Here is a 16,241-nt window from a genome sequence, read left to right on the forward strand (position 1 = left end):
AAGCCAACAATTTAGGTAGGTATAGACAGATATCTGGAAAGCGGCGTAGCCTCCGGCCAACGGCCATCGATCGGCGGAGGGGCCATCGTGGCGCCCTTCGATCCGGAGGTGGTCAATGCCGATGTCCGATTCGTTTCCCGCGCTCCAGCTCGCCGTCGCTCTCGACGGGGGCGGCCGGCATCCGGCCGCACGGCGCGCGCCGCGGGCCAGGGAGCTCTTCACCGCCCGCTACCGGTCCGACCTGGTCACGGAGGCCGAACATGGCCTGGCCGGGCCGCGGCGGACCGGCGAGGACAGCGGGGACGGCTCGTGAGATTCCTGCTGATCACCCTGATCGTGCACGCGCCGGATCCGGTGACCGGGGTGCGCAAGCCGACCTACGAGCGGTTCTGCGAGGTGCTCGACAACGCCGTGCTCGCCGAGGAGCTCGGCTTCGACGGCTTCGGCGTGGGGGAGCGGCATGAACGGCCCTTCATCTCCTCCTCCCCTCCGGTGGTGCTGAGCCACATCGCCGCGCTCACCTCCCGGATCCGGCTCTTCACCGCGGTCACCACACTGAGCCTGCTCGACCCGGTCCGGGCCTACGAGGACTACGCGACCCTCGACCACCTCTCCGGCGGCCGGCTGGAGCTGATCATCGGCAAGGGCAACGGCACCGCCCAACGGGCACTGTTCCACGTCACGCCCGAGGACCAGTGGGACCGCAACGCCGAGGGCTACGAGCTGTTCCGCCGGCTCTGGCGGGAGGAGAAGGTCACCGCCACGCCGCGGTTCCGGCCGAGCCTCACCGAGGCGGAGGTGTGGCCCCGGCCGCTGCAACGGCCGATCCGCGTCTGGCACGGCAGCGCGACCAGCCGGGAATCGGTCGACCTGGCCGCGCGCTACGGCGACCCGCTCTTCTCGGCGAACGTCAGCAACCCGATCGAGCCCTACGCCGAACTGGTCCGCCACTACCGCGAGCGGTGGGCCGCCTACGGTCACGATCCGGCCGCCGCCGTGGTCGGGGCCGGCACCGCCGGCTACTACGCCGACCACCGGTCGCAGGACGCCCTCGCGGCCTACCGGCCGGTCTTCGAGGGGACGCTCGCCTTCCAGCGGCGACTCGGGCTGGAGCCGGTCTTTCCCACCCTGGAGGACTTCGTCGAGCGCAGCTCCGCCCTGATCGGCAGCCCGCAGCAGATCGTCGAGAAGGTCCACCGCTACCACGAGCGTTTCGGCCACAGCGTCATGCACCTGCACGCCGACGCCGACGGCCTGACCGACGCCCAGCACCGCGCGTCACTGGAGCTCTTCCAGTCGGACATCGCGCCGGTGTTGCGCAAGGAGATACCGGACCCGCCCTGGGAGTGGTGGCCGGTCACTCCGTAGCCCGTTTCCGCCTTCGTAGAAGGGTGACACATGGCCACCATCCCACTGGCAGTGCTCGACCTGGTGCCGATCTCCTCGGGGTCGACCGCCGCGCAGGCCCTGCGTAACAGCATCGACCTGGCGCGGCAGGCGGAACGCTTCGGCTACGCCCGCTACTGGTTCGCCGAGCACCACCTCAACCCGGGGGTCGCCGGGACGTCGCCCGCCGTACTGCTGGCGCTGACCGCGTCGGCGACCTCGACGATCCGGATCGGATCCGGCGCGGTGCAGATGGGCCACCGCACGGCCCTGTCGACGGTCGAGGAGTTCGGGCTCATCGACGCGCTGCACCCGGGGCGCCTGGACCTCGGTCTCGGCCGGTCGGGCGGGCGGCCGGCCGAGACGGCCCGGGAACCGGCGCTGGTGTCCGGCGCCACGGTGGTCGACGGCCGGGCGCCGAACGGGTTGCCGATCCCGCCGAAGTTCTCCTTCGCCCATCTGCTCGCCTCGCCGCGTTTCGCGCTGCAGAAGACGCTGCTGCAACTGCCCGGCGCGCGGTCGCAGGACTACACCGAACAGGTCGGCGACATCCTCGACCTGCTGCGCGGCACCTACCGGTCCCCGGAGGGCGAGGAAGCGCATGTGGTCCCGGGTGAGGGCGCGCAGGTGCAGCTCTGGATCCTCGGCAGCAGCGGCGGGGAGAGCGCGAACGTGGCCGGCGCGAACGGCCTGCGGTTCGCCGCCAACTACCACGTCAGTCCCGGCAGCGTACTGGAGGCGGCCGAGGGCTACCGGGCCGCGTTCCGCCCGTCCGCGGAGCTGGACCGGCCCTACGTCAGCGTCTCCGCCGATGTCGTCGTCGCCGGGACCGAGGCCGCCGCCCGCGAGCTCGCCGCGGGTTACGGGCCGTGGGTGCGCAGCATCCGGACCGCCGAAGGGGCGATCCCGTTCCCGGCCCCCGCCGAGGCCCGTGCCATCCCGTGGAGCGAGGCCGACCGTGAGCTGGTCGCCGACCGCGTCGACACCCAGTTCGTCGGGACCGCCGGGCAGGTCGCCGACCGGCTCGAACAGCTTCGAGAGGCGACCGGCGCCGACGAGCTCGTCGTCACCACCATCACCCATGACCACAAGGACCGGGTGCGCTCCTACCGGTTGCTCGCCGAGGAATGGCACCGCCGGTGAGATGGCCGGGCGGTGAGATGGCCGGACGGAGATAAAAACCTACTAAACAAGTAGGTCTTGACGGGAACATCAGGCTGTGTTGAGGTGAAACCGTCTACCTCGCCCCCCAGGAAGGCGGCATCCATGCCCGTCGAGTTTCTCGGTATCGGCGGGACCAACGACGGCTCCGAAACCTCGCCGCGCTCCGGTCCCTCGTTCGACAAGCAGGACACACTCCGTCTCGCCCGGGCCGCCGCGCTCAGCTCGGTGGGATCATGACGCTCTCCGGCACCCGGACGGCGCCGGGCGTCCAGCGGGACGAACTCCCGCCGAAGGTCGTCCCGACCCGTCATCCGCTGCGCTGGGCGTCGACCGCTCTCGTGCTGCTCCTGCTCGCGATGGCGGCCAACTCGCTCGCCACCAACCCCGCATGGGACTGGGGGATCGTCGGACAGTACCTGTTCGCGCCCTCGGTCCTGCGCGCGGTGGGACTCACCCTGGAGCTGACCGCGTTCGGCATCGTCCTCGGATTCGCCCTGGGCACCGTACTGGCCCTCATGCGCCTGTCGTCCAACCGGCTGCTGTCGTCGGTGGCCTGGGGCTACGTCTGGCTCTTCCGCTCGGTCCCACTGATCCTGCAGCTGCTGTTCTGGTACAACCTGGCACTGCTGTATCCCCGGCTGTCGTTCGGGATCCCCTTCGGGCCCGGGTTCTTCGCCGTCGGCACCATGGACCTCATCGGGCCGCTGACCGCCGCCGCCCTCGGCCTGGCGCTGCACCAGGCCGCGTACGCCGCCGAGATCGTACGGGGCGGGCTGCTGTCGGTGGACCCGGGCCAGCGGCAGGCCGCCGCGGCGCTGGGCATCCCCCGCGTGCGCCGGCTGTTCCGGATCATCCTGCCGCAGGCGATGCGCACCATCGTGCCGAACGCGGGCAACGAGATCATCGGCCTGGTCAAGGGAACGTCGGTCGTCTACATCATGGCGCTGCCCGAGCTGTTCTACCAGGTGCAGGTGATCTACATGCGCAACGGCCGGGTGATGGCCCTCCTGCTGGTGGCGGCCGTCTGGTACCTGGTCCTGACCACGGTGCTGTCGGTCGTGCAGTACTACGTCGAGCGTCACTACGGCAGAGGGCGCTCATGACGACGATGGTGGAACTGCGCGACGTGCACAAACACTTCGGCCCGCTGCACGTGCTGCGCGGAGTGAGCCTGAGTGTGCGGCAGGGCGAGGTGGCCGTGATCCTCGGCCCGTCGGGCTCGGGCAAGTCGACGCTGCTGCGGACGATCAACCATCTGGAGAAGGTGGAGTCGGGGACGGTCGAGATCGAGGGCGAGCTGCTCGGCTACAGAAGGTCGGGCGATCGGCTGCACGAACTGCACGAGCGGGAGATCCTCCGGCAGCGGACGCGGATCGGTTTCGTCTTCCAGAACTTCAACCTCTTCCCGCACCTCACCGTGCGGCAGAACGTGGCCGAGGCGCCGCTGTCGGCACAGAAGCGGTCCAGGGCCGAGGTCGGGATCCTGGTGACCCGGCTGCTCGACCGGGTCGGCCTGGCGGACAAGGCGGACGCCTACCCGCGCACCTTGTCCGGTGGCCAGCAACAGCGGGTGGCCATCGCCCGGGCGCTGGCACTGGAGCCCAAGGTCGTGCTGTTCGACGAGCCGACCTCGGCGCTGGACCCCGAACTCGTCGGCGAGGTCCTCGAAGTGATGAAGGACCTGGCCCGCACCGGCACGACCATGCTCGTCGTCACCCATGAGATCGGCTTCGCCCGCGAAGTGGCCGACACGGTCGTCTTCATGGACGCCGGCCGGATCCTCGAACAAGGACCCCCGTCCCAGGTACTGGACGATCCGCTGCACGAACGCACCCGCGCCTTCATCGGCAAAGTCCTCTGACGCTAGGAACCATCATGCGCTCTTCTCCCAGGTGGGCCGCCTCCGCCGTGCCCGCGATGCTCCTGGCCCTCGCCGTCGCCGCGTGCGGCGCCGAGCCGACCGACGCCGCCAAGGGCGCCGCCACGAGCGCCCCCACCGGCGCGAACGCCGCCGCCGGAGCCGACAAGAAGATCAACACCGGCCCCGGCCAGAACCGCGTGCGCGCGCGGAAGGTCGACTCCATCGCCGCGCAGGTGCCCGCCGCCATCGCGGCGGACGGCAGGCTCGCCGTCGGCCACAGCGGCCAGGGCGCTCCGCCGCTGGGCTTCCTCGCCGACGACGACACGACGTACATCGGCGTGGAGACCGACATCGCCCAGCTCGTCGCCGACGTCCTCGGCCTGGAGGTGAAGCAGGAGATCACCTCCTGGGAGAACCTCTTCGTGGGCGCGAAGTCCGGAAAACTGGAGGTCGTGTTCAACAACGTCACCGTCACCGAGGAGCGCAAGGACATCTACGACTTCGCGACCTACCGCGTGGACCAGCTCGCCTGGCAGGTACCCAAGAGCAGCCCGATCACGTCGATCACCAAGCCCGCCGACATCGCCGGGCTGCGGGTCTCCGTCGGGTCGGGAACCAACCAGGAGAAGATCCTCCTCGACTGGGACGCGCAGAACAAGGCGGCCGGTCTCAAGCCGGCCGAGATCCAGTACTACACGGCTTACGGCGACGCCCTGCTCGCGCTGAAGTCAGGACGCATCCAGGCGTACTTCGGGCCGAATCCGTCCATCGCCTACAACGTCACGGTGAGCGGCGACTCCCGGATCGCCGGCACCGCCTCGGGCGCCGGTCCTGATCTGCAGGGCCTCATCGCGGCGATGACCAAGAAGGACAACGGCCTGGTCAAGCCCCTCAACGAGGCACTGAACACGGTGATCAAGGACGGGAAGTACAAGGAAGTGCTCGACCGCTGGGGCCTGGGCAACGAGGCGATCCCCGAGTCGCAGATCAACCCGCCGGGCCTGCCCCGCCAGTCGAGCTGATCGAGGACGACCATGCCTGCGACATCGCTGATCACCGGGCCCGCACCCGGCGTGGTCGTGGCCGAGGTGACCCGGTGACGCATCCGCTGGACAACCCCGCATGGGCCTCGCTCACCGGGCCGCACGCGCACCTGGCCGAAGTACGCGGCGCCGTCCGGCGCTACCCGGCGGACATGTCTCCCTTCCTGGCGGTCGGAAGCGAGCCGTCCGCCGCCGACTGGGACGATATCGCCGCGTTGTCGGGCCCGGGCACCGTCGTGTCCGTGGCCGGCGCCACGACCTCACCCCCGGCCGGCTGGGAAGTGGTACAGGTCATTCCAGGTGTCCAGATGTCGGGCGCCGCGGTGTTCGGCGCACCCGACGAGGAGGCGGTACGGCTGACCGCGGCCGACGTGCCCGAGATGCTCGACCTCGCCGGACGCACCCAGCCGGGCCCCTTTCTCCCGCGCACCATCGGCCTCGGCGCCTACCTCGGCATCCGCCGCGGCGGCACGCTGGTCGCCATGGCGGGTGAGCGGCTGCACCCGCCCGGCTGGACCGAGATCAGTGCCGTCTGCACCGACACCGCGTTCCGAGGTCAGGGCCTGGCCACCCGCCTGGTGCTGGCGGTCGCCGCGGGCATCCGGGCACGAGGGGAGATCCCGTTCCTGCACGCCGCGGCGAACAACACCGGCGCGATCCGCCTGTACGAATCGCTCGGGTTCTCCCTACGGCGCAGGCCGTCGTTCAACGCTCTCCGCGTCCCCGCGAACGAGGTGGTCAGCGCCTCCCGCACGCGACCCTGAGAGCTCCCCGCGCGCCCGCGAGGCGTCGTGCGCCTCACGGGCTTCGAGCAGCGTCGGGAGGTGGTCCTCGCTCCAGGCGCGTGCGGCCGCGATCAGGGTCAGCAGGCTGCGTCCCAGTGCCGTCAGCTCGTATTCGACCCGCGGCGGGTTCTCGTCGTACGCGGTGCGGGTGACCAGCCCGTCGCGCTCCATCGCCCGCAAGGTCTGGGTGAGCACCTTCGGGGTTATGCGGCGCAGTGGTGCGCGCAGCTCGGTGAACCGCCGTCGGCCACCTTCCAGGCAGAGCACGACCATCGCGGTCCACTTGTCGCCGATCTGTATCGGCATCGCACTGGACGGGCAGACGGGGTCGAACAGATGCGGATCCAAGGGCTCGGCCATGGACGTGAGGCTATCCCAGTATCTTTGAGGTAACGAGTATCCGCTGGATACCGTGCTGTCCGACAGCGATACAGGCGAGCCGGACAGGAGTGGCATGAGTGACATCGTGATCTTCGGAGCGGGCGGCCGGGCAGGACGGGCGATCACGGCCGAGGCGCGTGAGCGGGGACATCGCGTCACGGCCGTGGTCCGCGATACCGACAAATATCGCGACATCGCCGCAGATGGCGTCCGGCTTGTCCCGGGCGACGTCACGGACGCCGAAGCGATCTCCTCGATCGCGCCCGGACATGACGCCGCGGTGCACGCGGTGAGCCCGTTCTCCGGCCCCGAGCAGGGCTTCACCGACCTCGACCCGCACTTCTTCGTCAAGGCCGCCGACGCGCTGCTCCACGGTCTGGCGGAAGCGCGCGTGCCGAGGCTCGTCCTGGTCGGTCTGTTCGCCAACCTCAACGACGCCCATGGGCGCCCGGTGATGGACGACCCCTCGGTCTTCCCCGCTGAGATCCGGCCGTTCGCGCTCGCGCACACGGCCGGGCTGGACAGGCTCCGGGCGGCCAGGGACACGGTCGTCGACTGGCTCATGCTGACCCCGCCCGCGCTGCTGGACGCGACCGGGGCGAGGACCGGGCGGTACCGGATCGGAGGCGAGACCGTGCCGTCGGCGTCCGCGCGACTGTCCTACGCCGACCTCGCGGTGGCGGTGGTGGACGAGATCGACACGCCCCGGCACCACCGCGCCCGCGTCTCGGTCTTCGACTGAGTGCGCCGTGCACGAACGTCCACCGGCTCGGACGCCGTAACAGGCGCCGGCATCGCCGTACCACGCCCCGCCGCCCCGGCGCCGATCACCTACAGCACGTGGCCGGGGGTGGAGGGCCGAGTCCGGTGCGGGTGGGTGCTCACCGCACTCAGGACCGCCCGCGAGCGGCCTGGTTCGTGCGGATGGTCCCGGGTCTGCACTTGGCCGGTCGCTCTGCCGGGGTGGAGGGCCGAGTCCGGTGCGGGTGGGTGCTCACCGCACTCAGGACCGCCCGCGAACGGGGCCCGCTGCATGCGGGTGGTTCCGGGTCGGCGCCTGGGCGGCGGCTCTGCCGGGGGTGTCACGGGCGGGTGGCGGTGACCATGGCGGTGCGGGCGTGCGGGCCGCCGTACCAGAACCGCGGGCCGAGGTCGCGCACCTCGACGTCCAGGGCTCCGCGCTCGCTCAGCACGGCGGCGTAGTCGCCGCCGTAACGAAAGTCCGCGAGCCGGAGCCTCCCGCCCGGCCTGAGCACGCGGAAGGCCTCGGCGACCGCCCGCGCCCGCCCGTCGGCGTCCGGGATGTTGTGCACGGCGAGACTGGAGACCACCAGGTCGAAGGCGGCGTCATCGAAGGGCAGGGCCCTCATGTCGCCGGTCACCAGCTCGACCCGGTCCGCGACGCCCTCGGCGCGGGCGTTGGCCAGGGTGGCCTCCCGGTTGTTGCCCGACTGGTCCCTGGTCCACAGGTCGACGCCGGTGGCCCTGCCGGAGGGCACCCGGGCGGCGGCCTTGAGCAGCACCAGGCCGCGGCCGCAGCCGAGGTCCAGCACGTGCTCGTCTCCGGCGAGGCCGAGGGCGTCGAGTTCGGCGTCCCACACCTGGAACTTGCCGCGGAGGGTGGTGTGGGCGAAGAACCCCGCCCCGGCCACCAGGGTCAGCCCGCCGACCAGAAGGACCACCGCCAGGATGGTCCACCCGGCGGCGAAGCAGGCGGCGGCGACGCCGAGCTCCGCGACCCCTCCAATGGACAGTCCGGCCAGCACGGCGGGAGCGTCCACACCATAATTCGCACGCGACTCCGTCACGCTAAGTTCCTACCGATGATGAGGCGCCGTGTACAGAGCCGGGCCGAAAAGGGGCCACGTCCAGGACGACGAAGCCGCGGGGAAACCACGCACATAACGAAGTGAAATGCGGCTCATATATTGTCCGAATCCGTAGATCATCGTTGCGGGCCGCGGCGGGCCAAGGGCGTCCGCACCGCGGGCCCGGCCGCGCACGGCAGGCGCGGAGGCGAATACAGGGAGGCACGGCGTGGACGGAAATAGCCGGGAACAGGTGGCGGGTCACCAGGAGAACGGCGAATTGAACCTCGGTTACGTCGTCGACCTCTATCGGAAATACGCCGACGACCTGCGGGCCGTGCGCGTCGAGCAGCACGCGCTGCGCGCCGCGAACCCGGGGGCCGCGACGAAACTGGACGACCTCGAGGCCGAGATCACCTACCTGATGGTGCGCGAGCACCGTCCCGAGGAGGTCGTCGAGATCGGCTCGCTGGACGGATGGTCGACCACCTGGCTGTTGCGCGCCCTGCGGGACAACGGCTCCGGGCACCTGTACACCTACGACCTGATCGACAACGCGCGCCGCAACGTGCCCGAGGACCTGTCCGCCGGCCGGTGGACGTTCGTGCGCGGCGACGCGCGCGAGATGCTCGCCGGCCACGACCACGAGATCGACTACCTGTTCGTGGACGCCGCGCACACCAGGAGCTTCGCGCGCTGGTACGTCAACGAGCTGTTCCCGACGGTCCCCGCCGGTGTGCCGGTGAGCGTGCACGACGTGTTCCACACCAGGCGGCCGTGGCCGTTCAGCGAGGGTCGCGTGGTGCTGTCGTGGCTGGCCGAGCGGGGCATCGGATACTTCACCGCCTCGCGCGCCGCCGCGCCGGAGGTCAACCGCGGGCTGGCGGAGCTGAAGGAGTCCCTGGAGCTGAGCGAGGCCGTGCACACCGGGCGCAACGACCCGATGCTGTGCTTCTACATGCGCTGACCGCGGGCGGCCGGCGCCGGTCAGACCCACCCGCGCCGGCTGGCCTCGGTGCCGGCCTGGAACCGGCTGACCGCGTTCAGGCGCTCGGTCAGGGCGTTCATCATGCGCTGGACGCTGCGCAGCGAGATGGCCAGGTTGCGCGCCGCCGACTCGTCGGTGTGGCCGTCGGCGAGCAGCCGCAGGAGGCTGTGCTCCTGCGGGGTGAGCCCGTGCTCGTTGCGGGCGGGCGGCTCGGTGATCGGGGTGCCGCTGCTCCACACCTGCTCGAACAGGGCGTACAGGCCGGTGACGACGCCGCGGCTGCGCAGTTCGAGCGCGCCGCGGGTGGGGTCGACGGGATCCAGGGGGACCAGCGCGATCTCGCGGTCCACGATGACCAGCCGCATGGGCAGGTTCGGCACCGTGCGGCACTGCTCGCCGAGGGCGACCATGGAGCGGGCGTAGGAGAGGGTGACCGGGTCGTTGCGGATGCTGTCGAGATAGACGGTGCGGATCTTGACCCCGCGGCCGAGCGCGATCTGGTTGAGCGGCTTCTCCGACTCGATGGTGGAGGGGTTCTGCGCGCCCCCGGGGCTCAGAGAGACGCATTCGACCACGGCGCTGTGCGACAGCTCCGCCAGCCGGTCGCGCACGGTGTCCAGCCCGTTGAGGCGGCGTCCCTCCTCCGACTGCTCCTGCTCGGCGTAGGCGGCCGCGATGGAGGCGATGGAGGCGCGGGCGCCTTCGAGTTGCTGCTGGCGGGTGCCGAGCTCGGCCTCGACGCGGGCGAGCAGCGCCGTCAGGCCGGCCTGGGGCCGCACCGCCCGCACAGTCCCGTCTTCGATGGTGGAGCGGACCAGGGCCAGGTCGATGAGGGTGTCGAGCGCCTCACGGACGTCGTCGGTCGTCAGGCCCAGATGGGCGGCGATATCGGCCACACCGAAATCGGGGCGGTCCAACATGGTGCGGTAGATGGCCTCATCGCGGGTGGACAGCCCCAGCGCGCTCAGCACCGTTACCTCCCTGCACAGTGAAAGCGGCGCCTCCTGCGCCTTTTCTTCGACCCACTGTCGCCCGGTGAGATGGGGGCTGATTCAAAATTAAATCGAATGACCTGGCTTGCTCAGGGTGACTGCCGTTGACGGCTGGTAGCACCGGAGATTGCCTTGACTATCGAAGTCATTCACCCTGCAAGTCTTCTTCCATCCCCCCGCTCGCCCGTAATATAGATCAAGTGACCTTTTCCTCGCAAGGTCGTCCGAAATGCCCAGGGGAATCTCGCGGACGGTTACTCTCCGAAGTCGCACGCGCGGATTTCGGGCCCCGCTGAGCCCCTGACCTGGGCCGTCCGGCGAACGCCCCATTTTCCGCGGCGGCCGGCGATGCCGCCGCCCGCGCGGCCGCCGCTGGCGGAAGGCCGCCAGGCGGCCTCGCGCCAACCCCTAGCCGATGACATCAGGGGGTCGGCAACGCATTGTGGGGTGAGCCGCCCGGGGAAAGCGGTCCGTACGGGGCGGATGTCGAAGCATTCAGGCGAAGGAGAGTGCGAGAATCATGGCCTACCTCACGAAGATCGTCCGCCGGCACCTGGCCACGCTGGCAATTGTCGCGACCGCTCTTGCGAGCGCCGCCATTATGTGGGTCGATCCCGGCATACCGTGGCAGCCTGACGGGGGTTTCGGCTGGGGCGACCCCCATGCCATGGGCGAGACCGTCGACTACGGCCCGCCCGACGGCACCGGTTTCGGCTGGGGGTTCGCACTGCGGCCGGCCGACGGGCCGGCGGCCGGGGGCGCCGGGGCCGCGCCACCCGCCACGTCGGTGGGCCTCTGATGCGGATGTCCGCCCTGCGGGTCGCGCCCCTGGTCTCGTGCGACGCGGACGGCTGGCGGGAGCGGGTGCTGGTCAACGCCACGGCCGGGGACGGCCTCGAACACATCCAGGTGCGCGCCGGCCCCCAGGGCCTGGACATCTTCGCCTTTTACCGGGTGGCCACGGCGCAGGAGGCCGACGTCAGGCTCAGAAGACTGGTCGAGACCACGATCACGAACACACCTGAGCTCCAGTTCTGGAGAATCGTATAATTCCCGCACCTTGAAGGTGGTCTCGTGAGTGAGTCGTCGGAAACCGCTCCTTCATCGCTGGGGTTCCGCTATCTGGGTCCGCTGGAGGTACAGGCCGGAGGCCGCCGCCTGCGGATCGGCAGCCCTCGCCAGCGCGTCGTGCTGGCCATGCTCCTCCTGTCCTGCGACTGTGTGGTCTCCGTCGACAGCCTCGTCGACGCCGTCTGGGGCGGTTCGCCGCCCGCGACGGGCCGCACCCAGGTCGCCATCTGCATCGCCGCCCTGCGCAAGCTGTTCGCCGCCGCCGGCTACCACGACGTCATCGCCACCGTCTCCCCCGGCTACAAGCTGGTGTCGGAGGGCTGCCGCATCGACGGCGAGCAGTTCGTCGGCCTGGTGGAGGAGGGGCAGGCGGCCCTGCAGCAGGGACGCACGACCGAGGCCAGCGCCAAGCTGGACGAGGCGCTGAAACTGTGGTGGGGGCCCGCGCTCGCGGGCGTCCCGAGCTCCGTCGTCGAGGGCAAGGCGATCAGGCTGGAGGAGACCCGCCTGGCCGTCTACGAGGAGTCGCTGGCGCTCAAACTGGAACTGCGGCAGCACACCGACCTGGTGCCCGACCTCGCCGCCCTCGTCAGGGAACACCCGCTCAGGGAACGCGCGCGGGCGCTGCTCATGCTGGCGCAGTACCGCGGCGGGCGGCGCAGCGAGGCGCTGGAGATCTTCAACGAGGGCCGCAGGCGCCTCGTCGAGGACCTCGGGCTCGAACCGGGGCCGATCCTGCGCGACATGCAGGCGGCCATCTTCCGGGACGATCCCAAGCTCGCGTCGGTGCGCGCGCCGGTCCCGTCGGTGTGGACCAGGGTCGTGCCCGCGCAGCTCCCGCCGAGCGCGCCGCTGTTCACCGGCCGGCAGGCCGACCTGGCCGCGCTGGACGGGCTGCTCGACCAGCGCGCCCGGAGCGGCCCGGTGCCGGTGGGCGTGCTCACCGGCCGGGTCGGGGTGGGCAAGACGGCGCTGGCCGTGCACTGGGCGCACGGCGCCGCCGAGCACTTCCCCGACGGGCAACTGTTCGCCGACCTGCGCGGATGGGATCCCGACCAGCCGGCCTCCGAGGCCGCGGCCGTGCTCAGCGGGTTCCTGCACGCCCTCGGCGTGCCGCTCGCCGAGATCCCGGCGCGGCTGGAGGAGCAGACGTCGCTCTACAACAGCCTGGTGGACGGCCGCAAGGTGCTCGTCGTCATCGACAACGTGCGCAACGCCGCGCAGGCCCGGCCGCTGCTGCCGGGCAGCGGCACCTGTTGCGTGCTGCTGACCGGCCGCGCCCTGCCGGACGCGCACGGCAGCGTCCGGCTGCACCTGCGGCCGTTCAGGACCGCCGAGTCCTCCGCGCTGCTGCGCGGCATCATCGGCGAGGAGCGGGCCCGCGACGACCCCGACTCGCTGGAACGGCTCGGCGAACTCTGCGACGGGATGCCGCTCGCGCTGTGGAGCGCGGCCCTGCGGCTCGCGGCGAGGAGCCACTGGACGCTGAAGGACCTGCTGCTGCGCCTGGAGGACCCCGAGCGGCGGCTGAGCGAGATCAGCCACGGCATCTGGGACGTCCGGGCGCGCATCGGCGCGAGCTACCGCGACCTGTCGCCGCGGGCCGCGCTCGCGCTGCGCCGGCTCGGGCTGCTCGGCATCCGCGACGTCACGCCGTGGATGGCGGCCACGCTGCTGGACTGCGGTCCGGCAGAGGCCGAGGACCTGATGGAGAACCTGCACGAGACCGGGTTCCTGGAGGTCGCCGCGCGCGACCAGGACGGCCGCCGCCGCTACCGTCTGCCGAGCCTGTTCGCGCAGTACGCCCGGGAGAAGAGCAGGGCCGACGCCCCCGGCGACACCGCGGGCAGCATGGCCGCCCGCGCCCAGTACGCCTGACCGGCGGCACGCGCACCTGACCGGCGTGCGGCCGATCCCATCGAGACCTCATCGGCGAAGGGCCGGGCGCGGTCGTCGCGCCCGGCCCCGCACTCCCTGCTAGGCGTTCGCCTCTTCCATGAGGCGGACCAGGCTGGCCGGGCGCATGTCGGTCCAGTTGGCCTCGATGTAGTCGAGGCACTCCTGCCGGCCGTTCTCGCCGAACACGTTGGTCCAGCCGGCGGGGACCTCGATGAAGGACGGCCACAGGGAGTGCTGGTTCTCGTCGTTCACCAGGACGAGGTAGGTGCCGTCGTTGTTCTCGAAGGGGTTGGTGGCCATGGTCGTCTCCTCAGGTGCTTGGTGTGGGCGGGGCCTGGACGTCGTGGGCGATCTCGCGGAGGTCCCAGCAGGGTGGCCCCCACTCCTCGCCCGCGTAATGGTCGTGCAGCCAGGTCTCGGAGTAGATGGAGTCGAGGTAGCGTTCCCCGAGGTCGGGGGCTATGGTCAGCGCGGTGGTCTCCGCGTCGTGGCCGCCCGCGGACAGCCACCGCAGGGCGCCGCTGACGACCGTGCCCGTCGAGCCGCCGAACAGGAACCCGTTGCTGGCCATGCGGTGGCAGGCCTGGATCGTGTCGGCCTCGCTGACGTGCACGACGTCGTCCACGAACGACTCGTCGAGCAGGGGAGGGCGCAGGCTGGTGCCCACCCCCGGGATCATCCGCGGGGTCGCGGGACCGCCGAAGGTGACCGAGCCGATGGCGTCCACCGCGACGATGGTCACCCGTGGGGAGTGCTCGCGGAAGTACCGCGCGCACCCCATCAGGGTCCCGGTGGTCCCCGCGCCGACGAACAGCACGTCGAGGTCGGGGAAGGCCGAGGCGATGGCGGGCGCCGTCCGCCGGTAGTGGGCCGTCCAGTTGCTGGGATTGGCGTACTGGTTGAGCCAGACGTAGCGGTCGTCCTCCGCGCACAGGCTCTGGACGTAGTCGATGCGCGCGCCGAGGAGTCCGTTGACGGGGTCGGGCGTGGTGATCACGTGCACCCGCGTGCCGTACAGCTCCATCATGCTTCGCACGGCGGGGTTGCAGCGGGCATCGGTAACGCACACGAACCCGTAACCCCTGCTGGCCGCGATGATGCTCAGGGCCAGGCCGAGGTTACCCGAGGAGGACTCCACCAGCGTCGAGCCCGGCAGGAGCCGGCCGCTGCGCTCGGCGGCCATCACCATCTCGGCGGCCGCCTTCATCTTGATGGAACCGCCGAAATTGAACCCTTCGTACTTGAGATACAGGCGTTGCCCGAACGTGGGCCGCAGGTCGACGTAGACGTCCTCTGCGTTGTACTGGAGTGGATCGCTGATCACCGGCACGATAAAAGGCTATACGGCGGCGATTTCTTGTGGTTATCAAAGTCTTTTCACCGGGCGGCGGAATGCCGTGTCCCGCTGCTACCATTTCAATGGGAAAGAATGACCCGAGGAGGGCGCGACGACCATGACAAGTCAGCGGTGGATTTCCTGGCGTCACCAGAATCCGGCGGCCGGTGCCCGCCTTTACTGCCTGCCCTACGCCGGCGGCGGCACCCGGATGTTCGACTCCTGGGCGGGGGCGCTCGGGCCGGGCGTCGAGGTCTGCCCCATCCTGTTGCCGGGCCGGGAGGACCGCATCTCCGAGGACCCGGTGGCGCGGCTGGACGAGCTGGTCCCGATGCTCATCGACGGCCTCGCCCCCACGATGACCAAGCCTTTCGCGCTGTACGGCCACAGTATGGGCGGCCTGGTCGCCTACGAGCTGGCGCTGCGGCTGTGCGAGAAGGGGAACGACGTGCCGGTGCGCGTCTACCTGTCGGGGTGCGGGCCGGCGGCCATCCCCGAGGGGCGCCGCCACCATCTGCTGCCCGACGAGGAGTTCATCGAGGAACTGCGCAAGATGAACGGGACGCCGCCGGAGTTCTTCGAGGACCGCGACCTGGTCGACCTGCTTCTGCCCACAATTCGGGCCGATTTCCAGCTTTCTGAGACCTCCGCGGCGGCCGAGGGTTCCATGCTGCCGGTTCCGATCACCGCGTTCGCCGGGGCGCAGGACCCGAGCGCGCCGCCGGACGACGTGCGCCGGTGGAGCGCGCACAGCGGCGCCGGTTTCGATTTCCATGTCTTTCCCGGCGACCATTTCTTCGTGCACGACTGCCCGGAGATGCTGGCCGCCGTCCGGGAGGGTCTTTCCCGATGACGGGAGGGCCTTTCCGATGACGGGGACGCGGGCCCATTCCCGGTGACCACGACACGGGACCTTTCCAGTGACCGCCGTCCGGACGGACGTAAGGGAGAAGGCCGAGACCTTCCGGTCTCGGCCTTCTCCACGGCCGGGTCACCGGCCGTCGGCCCACCTTCCGTACTGCCGCAGCCCGTACAGCAGCGGGACGGTCTCCGCCAGGTCGTCGATGCGGAAGGGCTCGCCGAACACGATGCGCTGGCGGCCGATCAGCACGCTGTCGCTGACCCTGCAGTCGGCCACGGCGTGCGCGTCGTCCAGCAGGTGCGGCCCGCACCCGGGACGGCTCTCCCATCGCACGCCGTCGAAACGGTCCGGCGCTCCGGAGGCGAACAGCTCCGCCGTGTGCTTGGCCCGGTCGTGCAGCAGGTTGACCGCGAAGACGCGGCTGTCCAGCAGCGCCTTGAGCGTCGGGCTCTCGGCGCGGATGCCGATGATGAGCGTCGGCGGGTCGGTGGTCGCGCTGCACAGCGCCGAGCAGGTCATCCCCCACGGCCGGCCGTCGAGGCCGGTCGCCGTGATGATGGCGACCCCGCTCGGGAAACCGGACATGAAGCTGCGGAACCGGTCGGGAGTGGTCTCGGCGGGATGGTCGAGGCCGTCTCGTACGGCCCTCGGCGCCATGGTCATGT

Annotated in this window: 19 protein-coding genes; 13 read left to right on the forward strand and 6 right to left on the reverse strand. The window is 70.6% G+C overall.

From position 1 onward, the window contains the following. The first annotated feature begins 121 nt into the window (after positions 1–121). The 7 genes from ABZT47_RS27585 to ABZT47_RS27615 all read left to right on the forward strand — a co-directional run bounded on the left by ABZT47_RS27585 (position 122) and on the right by ABZT47_RS27615 (position 6,218). Positions 122–313 carry a hypothetical protein gene (locus ABZT47_RS27585; protein WP_354848029.1) on the forward strand — a complete coding sequence of 64 codons (192 nt, stop codon included), beginning with the start codon at positions 122–124 and terminating at the stop codon, positions 311–313. Continuing rightward, positions 310–1,368 carry an LLM class flavin-dependent oxidoreductase gene (locus ABZT47_RS27590; protein WP_354848032.1) on the forward strand — a complete coding sequence of 353 codons (1,059 nt, stop codon included), beginning with the start codon at positions 310–312 and terminating at the stop codon, positions 1,366–1,368. The genes ABZT47_RS27585 and ABZT47_RS27590 overlap by 4 nt, the downstream gene beginning before the upstream one ends. A gap of 30 nt (positions 1,369–1,398) precedes the next feature. Further along, positions 1,399–2,529: an LLM class flavin-dependent oxidoreductase gene (locus tag ABZT47_RS27595; protein WP_354848035.1), complete on the forward strand. Its 1,131-nt coding sequence runs from the start codon at positions 1,399–1,401 to the stop codon at positions 2,527–2,529. A 254-nt stretch (positions 2,530–2,783) separates the two neighbouring features. After that, positions 2,784–3,653, forward strand: a complete 870-nt coding sequence (locus tag ABZT47_RS27600; RefSeq protein WP_354848038.1) for an amino acid ABC transporter permease — start codon at positions 2,784–2,786, stop codon at positions 3,651–3,653. After that, positions 3,650–4,411, forward strand: a complete 762-nt coding sequence (locus ABZT47_RS27605; protein ID WP_354848041.1) for an amino acid ABC transporter ATP-binding protein — start codon at positions 3,650–3,652, stop codon at positions 4,409–4,411. The genes ABZT47_RS27600 and ABZT47_RS27605 overlap by 4 nt, the downstream gene beginning before the upstream one ends. Before the next feature lie 14 nt (positions 4,412–4,425). After that, positions 4,426–5,433 (forward strand): ABC transporter substrate-binding protein, encoded by a 1,008-nt coding sequence (locus ABZT47_RS27610; protein WP_354848044.1) that lies wholly within the window; start codon positions 4,426–4,428, stop codon positions 5,431–5,433. A gap of 74 nt (positions 5,434–5,507) precedes the next feature. Beyond that, positions 5,508–6,218, forward strand: a complete 711-nt coding sequence (locus ABZT47_RS27615) for a GNAT family N-acetyltransferase (RefSeq protein WP_354848047.1) — start codon at positions 5,508–5,510, stop codon at positions 6,216–6,218. Here the strand turns inward: ABZT47_RS27615 and ABZT47_RS27620 are convergent. After that, entirely contained in the window at positions 6,141–6,599 is a 459-nt protein-coding gene (locus ABZT47_RS27620; protein WP_354848050.1) for a helix-turn-helix domain-containing protein, read from the reverse strand. The genes ABZT47_RS27615 and ABZT47_RS27620 overlap by 78 nt on opposite strands. Before the next feature lie 94 nt (positions 6,600–6,693). Between ABZT47_RS27620 and ABZT47_RS27625 the strand changes: the two genes are divergently transcribed. Next, positions 6,694–7,362: an NAD(P)H-binding protein gene (locus tag ABZT47_RS27625; protein WP_354848052.1), complete on the forward strand. Its 669-nt coding sequence runs from the start codon at positions 6,694–6,696 to the stop codon at positions 7,360–7,362. 340 nt (positions 7,363–7,702) lie between these two features. Here the strand turns inward: ABZT47_RS27625 and ABZT47_RS27630 are convergent, their stop codons facing one another. Continuing rightward, positions 7,703–8,428, reverse strand: coding sequence for a class I SAM-dependent methyltransferase (locus tag ABZT47_RS27630; protein WP_354848055.1), 726 nt, complete (start codon positions 8,426–8,428; stop codon positions 7,703–7,705). A gap of 229 nt (positions 8,429–8,657) precedes the next feature. Here ABZT47_RS27630 and ABZT47_RS27635 point away from each other — a divergent pair, with 229 nt between their 5' ends. Then, entirely contained in the window at positions 8,658–9,395 is a 738-nt protein-coding gene (locus tag ABZT47_RS27635; protein ID WP_354848058.1) for a class I SAM-dependent methyltransferase, read from the forward strand. A 20-nt stretch (positions 9,396–9,415) separates the two neighbouring features. Here the strand turns inward: ABZT47_RS27635 and ABZT47_RS27640 are convergent, their stop codons facing one another. Beyond that, positions 9,416–10,387: a helix-turn-helix transcriptional regulator gene (locus ABZT47_RS27640; RefSeq protein WP_354848061.1), complete on the reverse strand. Its 972-nt coding sequence runs from the start codon at positions 10,385–10,387 to the stop codon at positions 9,416–9,418. Positions 10,388–10,928: 541 nt separating this feature from the next. On the opposite strand from ABZT47_RS27640, the gene ABZT47_RS27645 reads away from it, so the two are divergent. From ABZT47_RS27645 to ABZT47_RS27655, 3 genes are read left to right on the forward strand one after another with little or no spacing between them, the layout of a single operon-like run. After that, positions 10,929–11,207, forward strand: coding sequence for a hypothetical protein (locus tag ABZT47_RS27645; RefSeq protein WP_354848064.1), 279 nt, complete (start codon positions 10,929–10,931; stop codon positions 11,205–11,207). Next, positions 11,207–11,458: a hypothetical protein gene (locus ABZT47_RS27650; RefSeq protein WP_354848067.1), complete on the forward strand. Its 252-nt coding sequence runs from the start codon at positions 11,207–11,209 to the stop codon at positions 11,456–11,458. The genes ABZT47_RS27645 and ABZT47_RS27650 overlap by 1 nt, the downstream gene beginning before the upstream one ends. A 24-nt stretch (positions 11,459–11,482) precedes the next feature. After that, positions 11,483–13,357 carry a BTAD domain-containing putative transcriptional regulator gene (locus ABZT47_RS27655; RefSeq protein WP_354848070.1) on the forward strand — a complete coding sequence of 625 codons (1,875 nt, stop codon included), beginning with the start codon at positions 11,483–11,485 and terminating at the stop codon, positions 13,355–13,357. A gap of 99 nt (positions 13,358–13,456) precedes the next feature. Here ABZT47_RS27655 and ABZT47_RS27660 read toward each other — a convergent pair whose 3' ends face one another. Together ABZT47_RS27660 and sbnA are read right to left on the reverse strand one after the other, a co-directional pair. Next, complete coding sequence (locus ABZT47_RS27660) at positions 13,457–13,678, reverse strand: MbtH family protein (protein ID WP_354848073.1); 222 nt, start codon at positions 13,676–13,678, stop codon at positions 13,457–13,459. Between the two features lie 10 nt (positions 13,679–13,688). Continuing rightward, positions 13,689–14,708 carry a 2,3-diaminopropionate biosynthesis protein SbnA gene (gene sbnA / locus ABZT47_RS27665; RefSeq protein ID WP_354848076.1) on the reverse strand — a complete coding sequence of 340 codons (1,020 nt, stop codon included), beginning with the start codon at positions 14,706–14,708 and terminating at the stop codon, positions 13,689–13,691. A 124-nt stretch (positions 14,709–14,832) separates the two neighbouring features. Between sbnA and ABZT47_RS27670 the strand changes: the two genes are divergently transcribed. Then, entirely contained in the window at positions 14,833–15,567 is a 735-nt protein-coding gene (locus ABZT47_RS27670) for an alpha/beta fold hydrolase (RefSeq protein WP_354848080.1), read from the forward strand. A gap of 138 nt (positions 15,568–15,705) precedes the next feature. On the opposite strand, the gene ABZT47_RS27675 is transcribed toward ABZT47_RS27670, so the two are convergent. Further along, positions 15,706–16,239 (reverse strand): flavin reductase family protein, encoded by a 534-nt coding sequence (locus ABZT47_RS27675; protein WP_354848083.1) that lies wholly within the window; start codon positions 16,237–16,239, stop codon positions 15,706–15,708. Positions 16,240–16,241: the final 2 nt, after the last annotated feature.

The organism is Sphaerisporangium sp. NPDC005289 (genome assembly GCF_040607455.1).
Lineage (GTDB): Bacteria > Actinomycetota > Actinomycetes > Streptosporangiales > Streptosporangiaceae > Sphaerisporangium > Sphaerisporangium rhizosphaerae.

Coding starts and splice junctions, on each gene's coding strand:
- ABZT47_RS27595 (WP_354848035.1), top strand. CDS start 1,399: ATGGCCACCATCCCACTGGCAGTGCTCGACCTGGTGCCGATCTCCTCG.
- ABZT47_RS27610 (WP_354848044.1), top strand. CDS start 4,426: ATGCGCTCTTCTCCCAGGTGGGCCGCCTCCGCCGTGCCCGCGATGCTC.
- ABZT47_RS27585 (WP_354848029.1), top strand. CDS start 122: ATGTCCGATTCGTTTCCCGCGCTCCAGCTCGCCGTCGCTCTCGACGGG.
- ABZT47_RS27670 (WP_354848080.1), top strand. CDS start 14,833: ATGACAAGTCAGCGGTGGATTTCCTGGCGTCACCAGAATCCGGCGGCC.
- ABZT47_RS27620 (WP_354848050.1), bottom strand. CDS start 6,599: ATGGCCGAGCCCTTGGATCCGCATCTGTTCGACCCCGTCTGCCCGTCC.
- ABZT47_RS27675 (WP_354848083.1), bottom strand. CDS start 16,239: ATGACCATGGCGCCGAGGGCCGTACGAGACGGCCTCGACCATCCCGCC.
- ABZT47_RS27645 (WP_354848064.1), top strand. CDS start 10,929: ATGGCCTACCTCACGAAGATCGTCCGCCGGCACCTGGCCACGCTGGCA.
- ABZT47_RS27650 (WP_354848067.1), top strand. CDS start 11,207: ATGCGGATGTCCGCCCTGCGGGTCGCGCCCCTGGTCTCGTGCGACGCG.
- ABZT47_RS27605 (WP_354848041.1), top strand. CDS start 3,650: ATGACGACGATGGTGGAACTGCGCGACGTGCACAAACACTTCGGCCCG.
- ABZT47_RS27600 (WP_354848038.1), top strand. CDS start 2,784: ATGACGCTCTCCGGCACCCGGACGGCGCCGGGCGTCCAGCGGGACGAA.
- ABZT47_RS27625 (WP_354848052.1), top strand. CDS start 6,694: ATGAGTGACATCGTGATCTTCGGAGCGGGCGGCCGGGCAGGACGGGCG.
- ABZT47_RS27660 (WP_354848073.1), bottom strand. CDS start 13,678: ATGGCCACCAACCCCTTCGAGAACAACGACGGCACCTACCTCGTCCTG.